General features: G+C 71.6%; 18 protein-coding genes and 1 pseudogene. 7 read left to right on the top strand and 12 right to left on the bottom strand.

The genetic code is table 11. From position 1 onward, the window contains the following. Positions 1-8 precede the first annotated feature (8 nt). The 7 genes from ACIBKY_RS05220 to ACIBKY_RS05250 form a co-directional block, all read right to left on the bottom strand. On the bottom strand, positions 9-869 hold the full coding sequence (locus ACIBKY_RS05220; protein WP_397094550.1) for an SDR family NAD(P)-dependent oxidoreductase: 861 nt from the start codon (positions 867-869) through the stop codon (positions 9-11). 53 nt (positions 870-922) lie between these two features. Beyond that, positions 923-1,252 (bottom strand): DMT family transporter, encoded by a 330-nt coding sequence (locus ACIBKY_RS05225; protein WP_397094551.1) that lies wholly within the window; start codon positions 1,250-1,252, stop codon positions 923-925. Continuing rightward, entirely contained in the window at positions 1,249-1,599 is a 351-nt protein-coding gene (locus ACIBKY_RS05230) for a DMT family transporter (RefSeq protein WP_397095450.1), read from the bottom strand. Before ACIBKY_RS05230 ends, ACIBKY_RS05225 begins: the two co-directional genes overlap by 4 nt. A gap of 11 nt (positions 1,600-1,610) precedes the next feature. After that, on the bottom strand, positions 1,611-2,162 hold the full coding sequence (locus tag ACIBKY_RS05235; RefSeq protein WP_397094552.1) for a TetR/AcrR family transcriptional regulator: 552 nt from the start codon (positions 2,160-2,162) through the stop codon (positions 1,611-1,613). A 40-nt stretch (positions 2,163-2,202) separates the two neighbouring features. Continuing rightward, entirely contained in the window at positions 2,203-2,376 is a 174-nt protein-coding gene (locus ACIBKY_RS05240) for a hypothetical protein (RefSeq protein WP_397094553.1), read from the bottom strand. Positions 2,377-2,488: 112 nt separating this feature from the next. Further along, on the bottom strand, positions 2,489-2,971 hold the full coding sequence (locus ACIBKY_RS05245) for a cation:proton antiporter regulatory subunit (RefSeq protein ID WP_397094554.1): 483 nt from the start codon (positions 2,969-2,971) through the stop codon (positions 2,489-2,491). 114 nt (positions 2,972-3,085) lie between these two features. Further along, positions 3,086-4,027 carry an AraC family transcriptional regulator gene (locus ACIBKY_RS05250; protein ID WP_397094555.1) on the bottom strand — a complete coding sequence of 314 codons (942 nt, stop codon included), beginning with the start codon at positions 4,025-4,027 and terminating at the stop codon, positions 3,086-3,088. Between the two features lie 130 nt (positions 4,028-4,157). Between ACIBKY_RS05250 and ACIBKY_RS05255 the strand changes: the two genes are divergently transcribed. Together ACIBKY_RS05255 and ACIBKY_RS05260 are read left to right on the top strand one after the other, a co-directional pair. Next, positions 4,158-4,994, top strand: a complete 837-nt coding sequence (locus tag ACIBKY_RS05255) for an NAD(P)H-binding protein (protein WP_397094556.1) — start codon at positions 4,158-4,160, stop codon at positions 4,992-4,994. An 18-nt stretch (positions 4,995-5,012) separates the two neighbouring features. After that, positions 5,013-5,933, top strand: a complete 921-nt coding sequence (locus ACIBKY_RS05260) for an SDR family NAD(P)-dependent oxidoreductase (RefSeq protein ID WP_397095452.1) — start codon at positions 5,013-5,015, stop codon at positions 5,931-5,933. A 3-nt stretch (positions 5,934-5,936) separates the two neighbouring features. Here ACIBKY_RS05260 and ACIBKY_RS05265 read toward each other — a convergent pair whose 3' ends face one another. Beyond that, the gene (locus ACIBKY_RS05265) at positions 5,937-7,061 is read right to left on the bottom strand and encodes an SRPBCC family protein (protein WP_397094557.1); all 1,125 of its coding nucleotides are present in this window, start codon (positions 7,059-7,061) and stop codon (positions 5,937-5,939) included. A gap of 126 nt (positions 7,062-7,187) precedes the next feature. On the opposite strand from ACIBKY_RS05265, the gene ACIBKY_RS05270 reads away from it, so the two are divergent. The 4 genes from ACIBKY_RS05270 (at position 7,188) to ACIBKY_RS05285 (ending at position 11,676) form a co-directional block, all read left to right on the top strand. Further along, a complete protein-coding gene (locus tag ACIBKY_RS05270) occupies positions 7,188-8,606 on the top strand; it encodes a hypothetical protein (RefSeq protein WP_397094559.1) in 1,419 nt (472 codons plus the stop codon). A gap of 64 nt (positions 8,607-8,670) precedes the next feature. After that, complete coding sequence (locus tag ACIBKY_RS05275; protein ID WP_397094561.1) at positions 8,671-9,930, top strand: carotenoid oxygenase family protein; 1,260 nt, start codon at positions 8,671-8,673, stop codon at positions 9,928-9,930. A gap of 19 nt (positions 9,931-9,949) precedes the next feature. After that, positions 9,950-10,822, top strand: coding sequence for a GntR family transcriptional regulator (locus ACIBKY_RS05280; protein ID WP_397094563.1), 873 nt, complete (start codon positions 9,950-9,952; stop codon positions 10,820-10,822). Positions 10,823-10,848: 26 nt separating this feature from the next. Then, positions 10,849-11,676, top strand: coding sequence for a DUF4429 domain-containing protein (locus tag ACIBKY_RS05285; RefSeq protein WP_397094565.1), 828 nt, complete (start codon positions 10,849-10,851; stop codon positions 11,674-11,676). 1 nt (position 11,677) lies between these two features. On the opposite strand, the gene ACIBKY_RS05290 is transcribed toward ACIBKY_RS05285, so the two are convergent. The 4 genes and pseudogenes from ACIBKY_RS05290 to ACIBKY_RS05305 form a co-directional block, all read right to left on the bottom strand. Continuing rightward, complete coding sequence (locus ACIBKY_RS05290; RefSeq protein WP_397094566.1) at positions 11,678-12,283, bottom strand: hypothetical protein; 606 nt, start codon at positions 12,281-12,283, stop codon at positions 11,678-11,680. Then, positions 12,280-12,417, bottom strand: a complete 138-nt coding sequence (locus tag ACIBKY_RS05295; RefSeq protein WP_397094568.1) for a hypothetical protein — start codon at positions 12,415-12,417, stop codon at positions 12,280-12,282. The genes ACIBKY_RS05290 and ACIBKY_RS05295 overlap by 4 nt, the downstream gene beginning before the upstream one ends. A gap of 57 nt (positions 12,418-12,474) precedes the next feature. Beyond that, a complete protein-coding gene (locus tag ACIBKY_RS05300) occupies positions 12,475-13,023 on the bottom strand; it encodes a hypothetical protein (protein ID WP_397094570.1) in 549 nt (182 codons plus the stop codon). A gap of 124 nt (positions 13,024-13,147) precedes the next feature. Next, positions 13,148-13,886 (bottom strand): annotated as a pseudogene (locus ACIBKY_RS05305) (enoyl-CoA hydratase/isomerase family protein). A 138-nt stretch (positions 13,887-14,024) separates the two neighbouring features. On the opposite strand from ACIBKY_RS05305, the gene ACIBKY_RS05310 reads away from it, so the two are divergent. Then, the gene (locus ACIBKY_RS05310) at positions 14,025-15,302 is read left to right on the top strand and encodes a glucose-1-phosphate adenylyltransferase (protein ID WP_397094572.1); all 1,278 of its coding nucleotides are present in this window, start codon (positions 14,025-14,027) and stop codon (positions 15,300-15,302) included. Positions 15,303-15,320 lie beyond the last annotated feature (18 nt).

Raw genomic sequence — 15,320 nt, forward strand, 5'->3', positions numbered from 1 at the left:
CGACCAGCCTAAATCGGCCGGACCGATGCCGGGACGTCCTCGAAGTCGGCGCTGCACGCGGTCTCCGCCCACCGCTCGACCTCCGCCAGCCCGCGCCGGTGGACGCCGGAGATGCGCTCGACCGCCTCGCGTCCGAGCGGCAGCCGTAGCGGCACCTCGTCACCGTGCGCGAGGGAGACGATGATCTCGGCCGCGCGCGCGGGGTCGCCCTCCTGGCGGCCGTCGGTCCCGGCCATGTCCGCGCGCACCCCGGCGAGCACATCACGGTACGTCGGCGACGTCTCGGCGAACTCCAGCACGTCGGCGGCGTTGAAGTCGGTCCTGAACCGGCTCGGCTCGACGATCATCACTCGGATCCCGAACGGCGCGACCTCCCCGGCCAGCGCCTCCGACCAGCCTTCGAGGGCGAACTTCGACGCCGAGTACGTGGACACCCCGGGGAACGACATCCGCCCGCCCTGGCTGCTCATCTGCACGATGGTCCCGGCACCCCGCGCGCGCATCGCCGGCAGCGCCGCCCGGACCAGCGCGGCGGGGCCGAACAGATGCAGGTCCATGAGTTCACGCAACTGCGCGTCGGCCACCTCCTCGACCGCGCCGACCACGGCCCTGCCCGCGTTGTTCACGAGCACGTCGATCCGGCCGAAGCGGTCGAGGGTGGCGCGCACCAGGCCCGCGGCCGCGTTCACGTCGCGGACATCGAACTCGGCCACCAGGAAGTCGTCCGGGTGGGCGGCCGCGAGATCGGCGACGCTCTCGGGCCGCCGTACCGCCGCCACCACGTGGTCGCCTCCGGCGAGCGCCGACTCCGCCAGCGCGCGGCCGAAACCGCGGGAGGCGCCGGTGATGATCCAGGTCTGTGTCGTCATGCCGGGGACGCTATGCGTTCGAGCGCGCTCGAACGCAAGTGGCCGACCGGCGCTCAGTGCGCCGACTGCGCGCCCAGCTCGACCACCAGCACCCCGCCGACGATGAGCGCGATCCCGGCCGCCATGAGCCAGGTGAGCGGGTCGCGGAAGATCACGCGCCCCAGGACCGCGGTCAGCGCGACGCCGGACGCGGCCCAGATCCCGTAGGCGACACCGACGGACATGCCCTGCGCGAGCACGGCGCCGAGCAGCGTGAACGCGATGAGGTAGCCGATCACGACCGGCGCGATCCAGACCTTCTTCGTGAAACCCTCCGACGCCTTCATCGACAGCGTCGCCACGGTCTCGGTCGCGATGGCGCCGATGAGCAGCAGCCACGTCATGGTCGTTCGCCTCCCTCGGCGGCAGCCGTACGGTGGGCGCGTTGCGAGCCGAGCTCGACCAGCAGCACCCCGCCGATGATCAGAACGATGCCCAGCCCGATCAGCCAGGTCAGCGCGTCACCGAAGACGAACGCGCCGATGACGGCGGTGAGCGCCACGCCGCTGGCGGCCCAGATCCCGTAGGCGACGCCGACCGGCATGCCGATCTTGAGCACCTGCGCGACCAGGATGAACGCCCCCAGATAGCCGAGAACCACCACCGCCACCCATCCGGGGTTCTCCAGCCCGTTCATCGCCCGCAGCGAAAGCGTCGCGACGACCTCGAAGGCGATCGCGGCCGAGAGCATCACCCACCTGTTCACGAGTCGCCCTCCGCTCCTTCGGCCAGCCGGTCGATCCTGGCGGTGATCGCGGCGCGCATCTCCGTGCCGTAGCCCCCGCTGGCGCTCGCGTCGGCCAGCCACAGCCCGTCCGCGGCGAGCCGGGCGACCGCCCTGTCAACCGCCCCGGGATCCGGTACGGCCGGCGGCGTCCCCAGCCACCGCTCCAGCAGTGCCCGCCACGGCCGCAGCAGGGCGTCGTCGTGCACGGAGTCGACGAAGATCGCCAGGTCGGCGCTGCCCGTGGTCGCCCCCGTGATCACGCGGCTGTAGGCCCGCACCCGCTCGGCCACGCTCGCCTCGTCGAACGGCCCGCCGAGCTCGGCCACCATCGCCTGATCCCAGCCCGCGATCACATGCTCGACCACGGCGAGCATCAGTTGTTCCTTGTTCGCGAAGTGGTAGATCAGGCCGCCCTTGCTCACGCCCGCCTCCTGTGCGGCGGCGTCAAGGGTGAGACTGCCGATCCCGCGCTGCCCGGCCACGCGGAGCGCGGCCTCCAGGATCATGGTTCTGGAACTTGGTCGCATACTCGTAACTGTACCGACTGGTTGGTACAGTTACAACACGTCAGGCCTCGTTCTTCTTGGGCGCGAGCGCGTACGACAGGGCCACTCCGAAGCACAGTGAGAGCGCGACTCCCAGGACGATGTCGTTCAGGGCCGCGGCGAGGCCCATGCCGATGGCGAGTCCGGAGGAGAGGCCGAGCGTCCAGTTGGGAGGGGAAGTGTCCTTGTTCGTCATGGTTCGATCATCGGCCACGGGGGTGCGGCCGGCGTAGAGGCCGCTGTCACCAGCCGCTGGTGACAGGAGTCATCTCGCTTCGGGCCGGAAGGTCACGGCCGGTCCGGCGCGGCTATCCGGTGGCGAGGATCTCGGCGACCGCCGCCGTGGACTCGGCCGTGCCGACGACGACGATGACGTCGCCGGCCAGCAGGGCGAGGCCGGGGGCGGGGCTGGTGATGACCCGGCCGGCGCGGACGACGGCCACGATGGAGGCGCCGGTGCGGGTGCGTACGCGGGCGGCACCCATCTGCCGGTCGCTGTACGGGCTGGTCCCGGTGATCGGCAGCTGGACGCTGACCAGGCCTTCGACCTGCTTGTGCAGCTGGTTGAGCCGTTGGACGATGCGGGGCGCGCCGAGGAGTTCGGCCAGGGCGTCGGCCTCGTCGTCGTTCAGGACGATGTCCTCGCGGGCGCAGTCGGGATCGTCGGGGTCGTAGAGGATCAGATCGCGGCGGCCGGTGCGATGGGAGACCACCCCGATCCTGCGGCCCGCGCGGGAGGTGAACTCGTGTTTGAGCCCGATGCCCGGCAACGCCGTCTGCTCGATCTCCATGGGGTCTCCGGTTCTTGATCGTTAGCAGGTTTCAGGGGCGCACCCTACCCGACCTCGCCGCCCGGGGTCAGGGCTCGGCCAGACAGCCCTGGCCTGGGTCCACGTCTGGCCGCGCTACTTCGTCTGGGAACCGGTGCGGTGGCGGCTCGGCGACAGGCCGCGTACCCGCTTGAAGGCCACGCTCAGCGCGAACGCGTTGGCGTAGCCGACGTGCCTGGCGACGGAGTCGATGGTGATGTCGGAGGAACGCAGCAGGTCGGCGGCGAGCGCGAGCCGCCAGCCGGTGACGTAGGCCATCGGCGGCTCGCCCACGAGGCTGGCGAAGCGGCGGGCGAACGCCGCCCGTGACGCGCCGACCTTCTCGGCCAGGAGCGCCACCGTCCACGGCCGGGCCGGATCGCCGTGGATCAGCTTCAGCGCCGGGCCGATCAGCGGGTCGCTCTGCGCCTGGTACCAGCCGGGCGCCTGGGCCTCGGGACGGGCGAACCAGGCGCGCAGGGTCGCGATCAGCGCCAGGTCGAGGAGCCGGTCGAGGACGACCTGCTGGCCGGGGCCTTCGCCGTTGACCTCCAGGGCCAGCAGTTCCATGACGGGGGAGGGCGTGCTCGCCCGCGGCACGAGCACGACCGCGGGCAGGGCGTTGAGCAGCCGGTCGCCCACCTCGCCGCTGACCTGGTAGGTGCCGCTGGCCACGATCGCCGAGCCGTCGGGGGTGAGTCCGCTGGTGCGGGGGCCGAGCCGTAGTTCGTCGGTGATGTCGACGCCGTCCATGGTGGTCAGGCGGTTGCCCGGGTGGACGATCGTGTCGGGGGCGGTGGCCGGGTCGTCGCCGATCGTGTACGGCGCGGGCCCCTTGACGATCGCCACGTCACCGGTGCGCATCAGCACGGGTTCGCCCCCGTCGGGCACGATCCAGGCGTGTCCGCGCAGTGCGGTGGCCAGGGCGAGCATGGCGCCGTCGGCGATCCGCAGCGACCACGGTGGTTCCAGGATCGCCTGGCAGAACGCCGCGCTGCGGGCACGGACTCCGTCGAGAAGGTCGGCGAGGGGGTCCACACCTTCAGCTTAGACGGACAGAAATGGAAGCGAGCGTGCCGAATATGGATCGTCTTACCCGGGGCGACTTCACTGGGAGTAACTCATTCGACGACCCTGGAGAGGCGGTCCGATGTACGCGATCACGGGTGTGACAGGCCATGTCGGCGGTGCGGCGGCCCGGGAGCTTCTGGCCAATGGAGAGGCGGTTCGGGCCGTGGTCCGCGATCCGGCGAAGGGCCGCGACTGGAGCCGGGCGGCTGTCGCCGATCTCGGCGACAGGGCGGCGCTGGCGGAGGCGTTGCGCGGCTGCCGCGGCGTGTTCGTCATGCTGCCGACCGATCCGGCGGCGGACGACCCCGACGCCTATCACCGCGGGCTGGCCGCTTCGATCGCCGGAGCGGTCGGCGACAGCGGCGTTCCGCACGTGGTGATGCTGTCCTCGGTCGGCGCGGAACTGGCCGAGGGCACGGGCCCCATCCGCTGGCTGCACCACCTGGAGAACCTGCTGCGCGAGACCGGCGCGGTCCTGACCGCGATCCGCTCGCCGCACTTCCAGGAGAAGGTCGAGACCGTGCTCGACGCCGCCACGGGGGCCGGCGTCTACCCGGTCTTCGGCGAGTCGGCCGACGTGCCCACGCCGATGGTCGCCACGGGCGACATCGGCAAGGTGGTCGCGCGGGCGCTGACGGAGCCGCCCGCGAGCAGCGAGGTCGTCGACCTGGACGCCCCCGGCTACACCGAGCGGGAGGTCGCGGAGGAACTGGCGGCGGTGCTCGGCACGTCGCTGCAGGTGGTCACCATTCCGCGGGCCGGCTGGGTCGGCACGATGGTCGAGGCGGGCCTCCCGGAGCCCCTCGCGCGGGAGCTCGCCGGCCTGTACGAGGCCGAGCAGCGCGGCCTGCTCGAACCCCGGGGCGACCGGACGATCGCCTGCCGGACCGAGCTGGGCGAGACCCTCCGTCACGTGGTGAAGACCATCCCCTAGGAGGGCACCGTGTCCACGATGGTGATGACCGGCGGCACGTCGGGCTTCGGCACGACCGCCGCGGCACGGCTGACGCGCGGCGGGGCCCGCCTGATCCTGGGCGCCCGCCGGCCGGTGCCCGGCAGCGAGTCGATCCCGCTCGACCTGACCGATCTCGCGTCGGTACGCGCCTTCGCGACCTCGGTACGCGAACGACTAGCCGAACCCCCCGGCACCCCCGGCACCCCAGACACCCCAGACACCCCCGGCACCCGTGTGGACGCCCTGGTGCTTAACGCCGGTCTGATCCGCCCCGACGTCGCCGGCCGGAGCGCGGACGGTTTCGAGACGACGTTCGCCGTCAACCATCTCGCCCACTACCTGCTCATCCGCCTGCTCCTGCCCACCTTGGCCGACGGCGCGATCGTCGTCCTGACCACGAGCGGCACGCACGACCCCGCCACCGGCGCCGGGCTGACACCGCCGCGGCACGCGGACGCGGACCTGCTGGCTCACCCGGATCGCGACCCCGGCCGCGATCCCCGGCCGCGCAAGGCGGGCGAGCACGCGTACACCGCGTCCAAGCTGTGCGCCGTGCTGACCGCGCGCGAGTTGTCCGGGCGCGGCGTCACGGCCGTCGCCTACGACCCGGGTCAGGTGTTCGGCACGGGCCTGGCCAAGGATCTGGCGTTTCCCCTGCGGGTGGCGTGGTCGCTGCTGGGCACGCCGGTGCCGCGCTGGGCGGTGAGCCGGTTCAACCCGTATCTCAACAGCCGCGCCGCCGCCGGGAACGCCCTGGCCGACCTGGCCCTCGGCCTGGCGAGGCCACCGGGCGGACGCTCGTACGCCGCGCTGCGCCGGGGCGGGCTCACCTGGCCGGACCCGTCGGAACCGGCCCGCGACGGCAGGCTCGCCCAGGCGCTCTGGGACGACAGCGCCAAGCTCGCCGGCCTGGACTGAGCGTCACTTCAAAGCGTCGCGGTAGGCGTCGAGGACGAGGCCGTGGAAGTGGTGGAGCGCGTGCTCCGACAGGCCGGATCCCGCGGGGTCGTACACGATCTTGCCCTGGGTGAAGGCGGGCGTGCGCATCCCGCGCTGGACGCTCTCCACCAGGGAGATGTCCTCGACCTGGAGCACCTCGTCGATGTAGCGGATGCTGCCGAGCTCCGCCTCGTCGGGCTCGGTGGTCTCCAGGTAGAAGTCCCAGGTCTCCAGGGTCCGTTCCGGGCCGGCGGGGATGATCTGCAGGACCATGAAGTTGCCCCGGCCGGGGTAGCGCAGCAGGCAGGTGCTGGGCCACAGCCACCAGACCGCGTGCTCGGTCACGGTCGCGCCCGACACGTCGTAGGCGGAGTTCTCCGCCGTGCCCGCATGCGCCATGTGGCTGGACCAGATGCCGTGGGTCGTCACCTTGTACGTGCTCATGTCGACCAGCGACACGAAGTCCTTGTGCGCCACGTGGCAGTGATAGCACTCCAGGAAGTTGTCGACGACGTTCTTCCAGTTGGAGGCGATGTCGTAGGTGAGGCGGCGGGCGAGGGTCAGCTTGGCCACGTCCGGCGCCCGCGTCTCGATCTCCGCCGCGAGGTCCCCGGCCAGCTCGATGAGCGGGGCGGCGCCGGGGTCGAGGTTGACGTAGACCATGCCGGCGAACTCGGTGACCTGGACGGGGTCAAGGCGTACCGTCCCGGGGTCGAAGGCCGGCAGGTCGCCGGTGTTGCGGGCGCGCCGTAACCGGCCGGTCAGGTCGAAGTTCCAGGCGTGGTACGGGCAGACGATGCTGCGCCGGACACCGCACCCGGACAGCAGTTCGTGCGCCCGGTGCTTGCACACGTTGTAGAACGCGCGCAGCGTGCCCGACTCGTCCCGGACGGCGACGACGGGCATGCCGGCCACCGTGGCGCTGACGTAGCTTCCCGGCTCGCGCAGCTTCTCCACGTGGCACAACCACTGCCACGTCCGCGCGAAGATCGCCCGCTGGTCGACGTCGAACCAGGCCGGATCGGTGTAGGCGTCGGCGTGCAGCGACATCGACAGCGCGGGGTCGGGGTGGTATCCGGCGGAGATGTGGTCGAAGGTGAAGGTCATCCTGCCTCCTGCAGATTTCTGCCGCGTCCATCGCGTGGGGGATCCGGTGTCCCTGGCGCCAGGGACGGGAAAGATCGCTCCCCTGCGTGACGCCCGCGCGGGGTCGCGCTGCCTAACCTGCCCGCCATGGAATCCGAATGGACCAGGTTCGGCAAGACCCGCCGCTGGGTGATCGGGATGGTGGCCGCGGCGCTGATCCCGGTGGTGGCCGGGCTCACGCTCGTCGCCTCCTCCCGCGCCACGTGCGGCAACCAGACCACCGAGGAGCCCTGCCCCGCGCCCATCCTGGGGCCGGCCGGGCAGGCGGTGGAGGACAAGTTCTTCTTCGTCCACCAGCCGCTGCGTGGCGACGGCAGCATCACCGCCCGGGTGAACGGCATGACGGGACGGATCAAGGAGCCGCCGCCGCCCGGGACCGGTGGCGGACCACCGCCCGTCCCCGGGCTGGTGCCGTGGGCCAAGGCGGGGGTCATGGTCAAGGACGGCCTCCGGCGGGGGTCGCGGTACGCGGCGATCATGGTCACCGCCGAGCACGGGGTGCGCATGCAGCACAACTTCACGGAAGACGTCGCGGGCTCGGCCGGTGGGCATCCGCGCTGGCTGCGGCTGACGCGTACCGGCGACACGCTCACCGGGTACGAGTCGGCCGACGGCCGGCAGTGGACCGAGGTGGGCAGGGCCGATCTCGGCGGGCTGCCCGGCACGGTGGAGATCGGGCTGTTCGCCGCCTCGCCCGGTGCGCTGACGATGGCCGGCGGCGGGCCCGAGTCCAGGTTCTCCGAAGCCACCGCCGTCTTCGACCAGGTCAGCCCGCAGGAGGGCGCGTGGAAGGCCGACGACATCGGCGTCCAGATGGAGCCCGACGGCGTGACGCCGCACCACGGGGGCGGGTTCTCGCGCTCGGGCGGCACCTTCACCGTCACGGGAACCGGCGACATCGCGCCCAGCACCGACTGGCAGCCCATCGAGCGCACGCTGATCGGCGCGTTCCTGGGCCTGATCGCGGTGATCGTCGTGGCGGTCTCCTTCGGGACGGCCGGCCGCCGGCGCCTCGTCCCCAAGGCGGTGGTGATCGGCACGGCCGCCTTCGTCAGCGGGGTGGTACCCGCCGCCGTCATGGTGCCGATCGCCCTGCGGATGCTCCCCGCCAACGGCGTCCACCCGCTCCCGGTCGGCCTGCCTGCGTACGTGCAGGTGATCGCCGGCACCGGCCTGCTGTTCGCCGCCGTCGCGGTGCTGTCCCTGGGCATCGGCGCGCTGCTCGGGCGGGCCGCCGCGGGGATCGTCGCGGCCGTCGCCGCGGTCTTCCTCCCGTACGCGCTGGCGCTGGCGGGCGTGGGGGACTGGCTGCTGGCGGTCACTCCGGCGGCGGGATTCGCGATCCAGCAGAGCGTCCGCGAGTACGCGCACGTCGAGGGCTTCTACAGCGCGCTCACCGGCTACTTCCCGCTGGCTCCTTGGGCGGGGTTCGCGGTGCTGTGCGCCTACGCCGCGCTCGGCCTCGGGCTGGCGGTCGTCACGGAGCGCAGGCGAACGCTGCACTAGTGCACGGCGAGGCATTCTCCCATACTGAGAGGGGATTGCGCCCGTGCGTGCGTACGGTGTCAACATGAAGTACCTGGAAGGGCCGTTCGCGCCCGTCACCGAAGAGGTCACCGCCTACGACCTGCCCGTCACCGGGCGGATACCGGCCGAGCTCAACGGCCGCTACCTGCGCAACGGGCCCAACCCGCTGGGCGTGGAGGACCCGGTCGTCCACATCTGGGGCATGGGCCAGGGCATGGTGCACGGGGTACGGCTGCGCGACGGCCGTGCCGAGTGGTACCGCAACCGGTTCGTCCGCACGCCGGGCATCGCGCCCATGGTGCACGTGATCGAGCACGCCAGGCGCACGTTCGCCATGCTGGAAGGCGGCATGCCGCCCACCGAACTGGACGACGAGCTGAACACCGTGGGCACGTGCGCGCTGGGCGGGACCGAGGAGGGGTTCACGGCGGGGGCCCACTCCAAGCACGACCCGCTCACCGGCGAACTGCACTCGCTGTCGTACATGATGGGCCGCGACGTCGTCCAGTACATCGTGACCGGCGTCGGGGGCGGCGTCGTCCGGGCCACCTCGATCCCCATGACGCGCACGCCGTTCCTGCACGACTTCGCGCTCACCGAGAACCACGTGGTGCTGTGGGACACGCCGCTGGGCTTCGACGGCTTCGAGTGCCGGTGGCTGCCGGAGCATCCGACGCGGGTGGGCGTCATGCCGCGTACCGGCGGGGAGGTGCGCTGGCTGGACATCGACCCGGTCCACGTCAGCCACACGCTCAACGCCTACGACGACGGCGACTCGGTCGTGGTCGACCTGGTCACGGCCGAGGGGCCGTTCCACCCCGCCGATCCCGGGGCGATCCGCCCCATGCTGGACCGGTGGACGATCACCGCGGACGCCGTCCATCAGCGCCGGGTCGACGACCGGCCGCAGGACTTCCCCCGGGTGAACGAGACGCGCGCCACCCGGCCCCACCGGTACGGCTACTCGGCGGCGACGGCCCTCTACGGAATTCCGTTCGTGCCCGAGGGGATGCCGTCCGACGACGCGTTCACCAACGCCCTGGTCAAGCATGACCTGGAGCGGGGGACGGCCGAGGTGCACGGGTTCGGCGCGGACGAGGCCGTGGGGGAGGCCGTGTTCGCCGCCGCGGGGCCGGGGGAGGACGAGGGCTATCTGCTGACGTACGTCCACAATCCGCTCAGGAACGCCAGTGACCTGGTGATCCTGAGCGCCCACGACTTCACCGGCGCGCCCGTCGCGCGGGTCCACCTTCCGGTCAGGGTGCCGCTCGGGCTGCACGGCAACTGGTTGCCCGATCGCTGAGGCGTGGCAGCATGGCGTCGTGAACGATCCGCGACCGCCGTACCTCCGGATCGTCGCCGACATCGAGCGGCGCATCGCCGACGGAGAGCTACGGCCGGGCGATCGCGTCCCCACCACCAGGGCGATCATGGCCGAATGGGGCGTGGCCATGGCGACGGCCACCAAGGCGCTGGCCGCGCTCAAGCAGGCGGGCGCCATCGAGTCCGCGGCCCGGGTCGGCGCCGTCGTCGCCGCTCGACGGCTGCCCGCGCGCTCGGCCGGAAACCTCGAACGCGAGCGGGTCGTCCGCGTGGCCATGGAGATCGCCGACGAGAGCGGCCTGGCGGCGCTGTCGATGCGGGCGGTGGCGGCCAAGCTCGGCGTCGCCACCATGACCCTCTACCGGCACCTCGACGCCAAGGCCGAGCTCACCCAGCTGATCGCCGACGCCGCGTTCGCCGAGATCGAGTACCCGGAGCCGCCGCCGGGATGGCGCTCCCACCTGCGCGTGGCCGCCCAGCTCCAGTGGGCCGCCTACCAGCGCCATCCCTGGCTGCCTCGCCTGGTGTCGATCACCCGGCCGGTGCCGCTGCCGGGGATGCTGGCGTACGGGCTGTGGACGCTGCGCGCGCTCGACGGCCTCGGTCTTGACCCCGGCACCCGCCTGCACGTGTACGGCACGCTCGTCAACTACGTGCGCGGGACGGCGGTGAACATCGAGAGCGAGGCCGGCGCCGAACTCGACACCGGCATGACCAGCACGCAGTGGGTCACGGCCAGGCTGTCCGTCGACGGGCCGCTGATCGCCCAGGTCACCGAGCCGGGGACGGAGCTCGACCTGGAGTCGCTGTTCGCCTTCGGCCTCGAACGCCTCCTGGACGGCCTGGGAACCGTGCTCGCACCCCGCCGGTGAGCACGATGATGGCCTAGCCTGAGGACGTGGAGGATGTTCTGGCGGGCTCCGAAAGCGTGTGGAGCTTCGAGAGCGACGCGCTGCGCGTCCGGCCGGGGCCGAAGGCGAACAAACTCCTCGCCGAACTCGGCGAACGCGTCGTTCCCCACAGCGCCATCGCCGACGTGTCGCTCGCGCGGGGCAGGCGGGGCACGGTGGTGCTCCGGGTGACGCCCAGGCGTGGGGCGGATCCGGTGGTCAGCGCCGCCGCCGGGCAACTGGCCGAGGTGCTGGACCCGTACCGGCTGGTGCTGCCCGCCGGCAAGGAGACGCTGGCCGACTACTACGCCGACGAGCTCCGGTCCGCGATCACGAGCCGGGAGCCCGCCGAGCGTTTCCTGGTCGCCGCCCCGCCCGTGCCGCGGGGTTTCAAGGCATGGGACGGCGCGGCCACGTTCGACGGCGAGCACGTGACCTTCACCTGGTTCTGGTCGGGTGCTTCGACGGCCAAGTACAGCGCCGGTGACCAGCGGTTCCGCGTCGCCGACCTGGAAGGCGTGGAGTGGCACGCGCCGGTGAGGGCCAGCGGCTCGCTCAGGCTGAAGGTACGCGACCGGGTGGCCCCGTCCGACCCGAACGACGACCCGGCCTCGGTGGTGTTCGGCCTGGGCTGGGGCGTCACTCACAAGTCGCTCCCGTTCGCCGCCGCCATCCTGGCCGCGATCCCCGCCGGAGCGCCGAAACCGCTCGCCCCACGCCACACCGCCGCCGAGATCACCGAACTGATCGCCAAGCTGGGCGAACTGCGCGACGCCGGACTGCTGTCCCCCGAGGAGTTCCAGGCCAAGAAGGCCGAACTGCTGTCCCGGATGTGAGCTACTCGGCCGTGTTGTGGCGGGCGTACCAGGAAAGGGTGGTCGCCGTGACGACCGCGACGGCGGCGACCCAGCGCCAGGAGACGGCGGGTTGCGGCGTGCCGGTCAGGCCGGGTCGCACGGGGGTGCCCAGGGCGGTGATCAGCTCGGTGGTCACGGGACCGCCGATGGTCTCGTGGGTGGTCTCCCGTTCGTCGCCGGCCTTGAGCGGGCCCGTGCCCGGACGGATCGGGATGTTCCCCGAGCACAGCGACGTGGACAGGCTCACGCCCGGCACCCTCTCCGCCGGGCTGGCGAAAACGAGGTAGCGCGTGTCCTGGTCGAACACGTACCCGCACGCGGGGCTGTCGGTGTCGGCGCCGATCTGGAACTCGGCGGCGGGCGCGCCCTTGTAGACGTTGTCGGTGCGGAAGGTGTACACCTTCTGGGCGTTCGGCGGCCCCTTGACCGTGCGGATCGCCACCACGGTGCCGGTGAAGACCGCCGTCGCGTTCTGTACGGCCTGCGCCGGCTTGAACTCCACACAACTGCAGGCGCAGGCGGCGGTGGTCGTGCCCACCAGCATGGCGGCCGCCAGGGCGGTGACCACGAGCAATCGCAGCATCATGACCTCACGACGTACGGCGGACCCCGAACGGTTCGCCACACCACCTCGTATACCAGCTCGTAGACCGCCTGGCCGTCGCTCAGCTCGGCGTTCTTGCGCCCGCCGCCGACCCGGATGACGATCTCGTCGCCCACGCTCAGGCCGCAGCCGGAGGGCGTACGGCAGACCGGGGAAAGCAGCCGGAGCAGCGGCTACTCGGCCTCTCCGCCGGGCCAGTAGGGGAGCGAGCGCCCGGCGGCCGACGCGATGGCGGCTCCGTCCACCTCGGCGAAGGTGAGCTCGATGCCGCCGGCGGGCCACTCCACGGCGAGCTCGAACGGCTCCGCCGGCGGCGAGGGCCACAACCACAACCCGGCGACGATGACGCTCGAGTCTTCGGGACCGCTGCGCATCGACATGCCGGGCAGCAGCCAGGAGATCTGCGGTTCCTCCGGCGGCGGCGCCGACGGGGGATACCGCTTGCTGACGCGCTGCCCGATGGTGGTGGCCTTGGAGCCGTCGGCGAAGCGCACGCCGAAGCGCAGCAGATCGTCAGGCAGCGGGCCGCCCGCCTTCACGCCGGTGACCATGTGCTGGTAGATGGCGCGCGTGAGGGTGGAGTCGCCGGCCGAGGCCGGAGAGTGCGGCCGCGTGACGACGTCCACGTTGATCAGGCAGCCGGTGCTGAAGGCCTGGATCGTCTGCACGATCATGGCGATGTCCCGGGTACGGGCCAGCATCAGCTCGCTGACCAGCACCACGCCTCTCTCCTGAGCCGGAGGCGCCTGCCAGGGGGACAGACCCGGTCGGGGCGGTTCGGATGTTTCGTCCTGGACCGTTGGGGGCTCGAAGAACATATTTCCCACCGTATGCGCGCAAAGCGCCTCACGGGTGGCGGCGGGAAGCGACCGTGCGGGCCATGAAGGACTCGATCCGCCCGTCGGCCGCGGCCGTCCGCCACAGGCGCAGCGTCTCCCGCTCATCGGCCGCCTCGCCGCGCAGTTGCCCCTTGGTGTGCCGGAAGGTGTCGGCGGGGATCGCGGCCAGCCGGTCGGCGACCGACAACGCCCGGTCGAGGAGTTCCCCCGGTTCGGCCACCTCGTCCACGAACCCGTGGGCCAGCGCTTGCGCGGCCGGATGATTGCGGCCGTCGAGGATCGCCCGCCGCGCGCCGACCGGCCCCAGCGCGTACCGCATGATCTCCAGGGCCACCTCCGGGGAACGGCACCCCCACCAGCAGTTCGGGGACGCCGATCGTGCCAGGTCCGGTGGTCATGACGCGGTGGTCGCAGGCGACGGCCAGCACGCAGCCGCCGGCGATCGCGTGGCCGTTGATCGCGGCCACGGCGGGCTTGCCCAGGTCGAAGACGGCCCGGAACGCGCCGTTCAGCGCCGGCAGGAACGTGGCCACGTAGCCGGCGCCGCCGTCGACGATGCGCTCCAGGTCGACCCCGGCCGAGAAGGCCCGTCCGGAGCCGGTGAGCACGACGGCTCTCACCCCGCCGGTGTCCAGGTCGCGCAGCGTCGCCTCGATCGCCTGGCACAGCTCCAGGTCGAGGGCGTTGACCTTGCCGTGGGCCAGCCGTACGACGCCGATCCCGTCGATGATCTCGACCTCGATCACAGCGGATCCCTTCCGTGCGCGCGCCTGTCATGGTGGCGAACAGCCCGGTCTTTGCTCATGCGCGGCATAACGATTCTTTGGGGGTATGACGAACCTTCTTGCAATGGAGCTGTGAAAGGCGAAGATAGCGTCATTCTCATGACCTCGTGCAGAGTTATGGCCGTGGTGCTGGCCGGCGGACAGGGAAAACGACTACTGCCGCTGACGATGGGCAGGGCCAAACCGAACGTCCCGTTCGGCGGGATGTTCCGGCTGATCGACTTCGTGCTCTCCAATCTGACCAACGCCGGCTATCTCAAGATCGTGGTGCTGACCCAGTACCAGAGCAACAGTCTCGACCGCTACATCGCGCGCGGCTGGCAGCTCTCCTCTCAGGTGGGCCACTACATCGCCCCGGTTCCGGCACAGCAGCAGTTCGGGCCGCAGTGGTTCTCCGGCTCGGCCGACGCGCTGTTCCAGAACCTGCACCTGATGCGGGACGATCCACCGGAGCACGTGCTGGTGTTCGGGGCCGACCACGTCTACCGGATGGATCCCGCGCAGATGCTCGCCCAGCACCTCGAGTCCGGGGCGGACGTCACGGTCGCGGCGATTCGGCAGCCCCGCGCGCTGGCGCACCAGTTCGGGGTGATCGAGTGCGCGCCGGGCGGCCGGCGGATCGCTCGGTTCGTGGAGAAGCCCGGTGACCCGGCCGGCCTGCCCGACTCGCCGGAGGAGATCCGCGCGTCCATGGGCAACTACGTGTTCAGGACGCAGGCGCTGATCGACGCGGTGGAGGAGGACGCGATGGACGTGTCCAGCCGCCACGACATCGGCGCCGACATCATTCCCATGCTCGTCCGCGAGGGCCGGGCCGACGTCTACGACTTCGCGCGCAACCACGTGCACGGCGTCAGCCCCCGCGAGCGCGGCTACTGGCGTGACGTCGGCACCCTGGACGCCTACTACGAAGCCCACATGGACCTCATCGGACCCGACCCGGCCTTCACGCTGCACAACGCGCACTGGCCGATCCGCACCTTCCACGACCTGCTCGCGCCGGTGACCTTCGGCAGGGAACGGCCGGGCCGCGCCGTCGACTCGCTGCTCTCGCCGGGCGTCGCCGTCGCCGCCGAGGCGGACATCGAGCGCTCGGTCCTGTCCCCGCAGGTCACGTTGGGGGCGCGCGCGCAGGTCGCCGACTCCATCCTGATGGAGAACGTACGGGTGGGCAGGGACGCGATCGTCCGGCGGGCGATCGTGGACCGCGACGCCGTCATCCCGGACGGCGCGAGGATCGGCTTCGACCCCGAACTGGATCGCGAGCTCTACACGGTCACCGAGAACGGGATCGTGGTCGTCGGCAGCGAGGGCGCCCGGCGGTGCGAGACCCGGGTCGAGACGGCCGGCGGCCTGCCGACCGGATCGCTTCACTAGCCCATGAGGAAATTCCCG

Source organism: Nonomuraea sp. NPDC050394, assembly GCF_044459065.1.
Classification (GTDB): domain Bacteria; phylum Actinomycetota; class Actinomycetes; order Streptosporangiales; family Streptosporangiaceae; genus Nonomuraea.

Coding starts and splice junctions, on each gene's coding strand:
- ACIBKY_RS05235 (WP_397094552.1), bottom strand. CDS start 2,162: ATGCGACCAAGTTCCAGAACCATGATCCTGGAGGCCGCGCTCCGCGTG.
- ACIBKY_RS05225 (WP_397094551.1), bottom strand. CDS start 1,252: ATGACGTGGCTGCTGCTCATCGGCGCCATCGCGACCGAGACCGTGGCG.
- ACIBKY_RS05290 (WP_397094566.1), bottom strand. CDS start 12,283: ATGATGCTGCGATTGCTCGTGGTCACCGCCCTGGCGGCCGCCATGCTG.
- ACIBKY_RS05220 (WP_397094550.1), bottom strand. CDS start 869: ATGACGACACAGACCTGGATCATCACCGGCGCCTCCCGCGGTTTCGGC.
- ACIBKY_RS05265 (WP_397094557.1), bottom strand. CDS start 7,061: ATGACCTTCACCTTCGACCACATCTCCGCCGGATACCACCCCGACCCC.
- ACIBKY_RS05270 (WP_397094559.1), top strand. CDS start 7,188: ATGGAATCCGAATGGACCAGGTTCGGCAAGACCCGCCGCTGGGTGATC.
- ACIBKY_RS05310 (WP_397094572.1), top strand. CDS start 14,025: ATGACCTCGTGCAGAGTTATGGCCGTGGTGCTGGCCGGCGGACAGGGA.
- ACIBKY_RS05260 (WP_397095452.1), top strand. CDS start 5,013: ATGGTGATGACCGGCGGCACGTCGGGCTTCGGCACGACCGCCGCGGCA.
- ACIBKY_RS05245 (WP_397094554.1), bottom strand. CDS start 2,971: ATGGAGATCGAGCAGACGGCGTTGCCGGGCATCGGGCTCAAACACGAG.
- ACIBKY_RS05240 (WP_397094553.1), bottom strand. CDS start 2,376: ATGACGAACAAGGACACTTCCCCTCCCAACTGGACGCTCGGCCTCTCC.
- ACIBKY_RS05275 (WP_397094561.1), top strand. CDS start 8,671: ATGAAGTACCTGGAAGGGCCGTTCGCGCCCGTCACCGAAGAGGTCACC.
- ACIBKY_RS05230 (WP_397095450.1), bottom strand. CDS start 1,599: ATGCTCTCGGCCGCGATCGCCTTCGAGGTCGTCGCGACGCTTTCGCTG.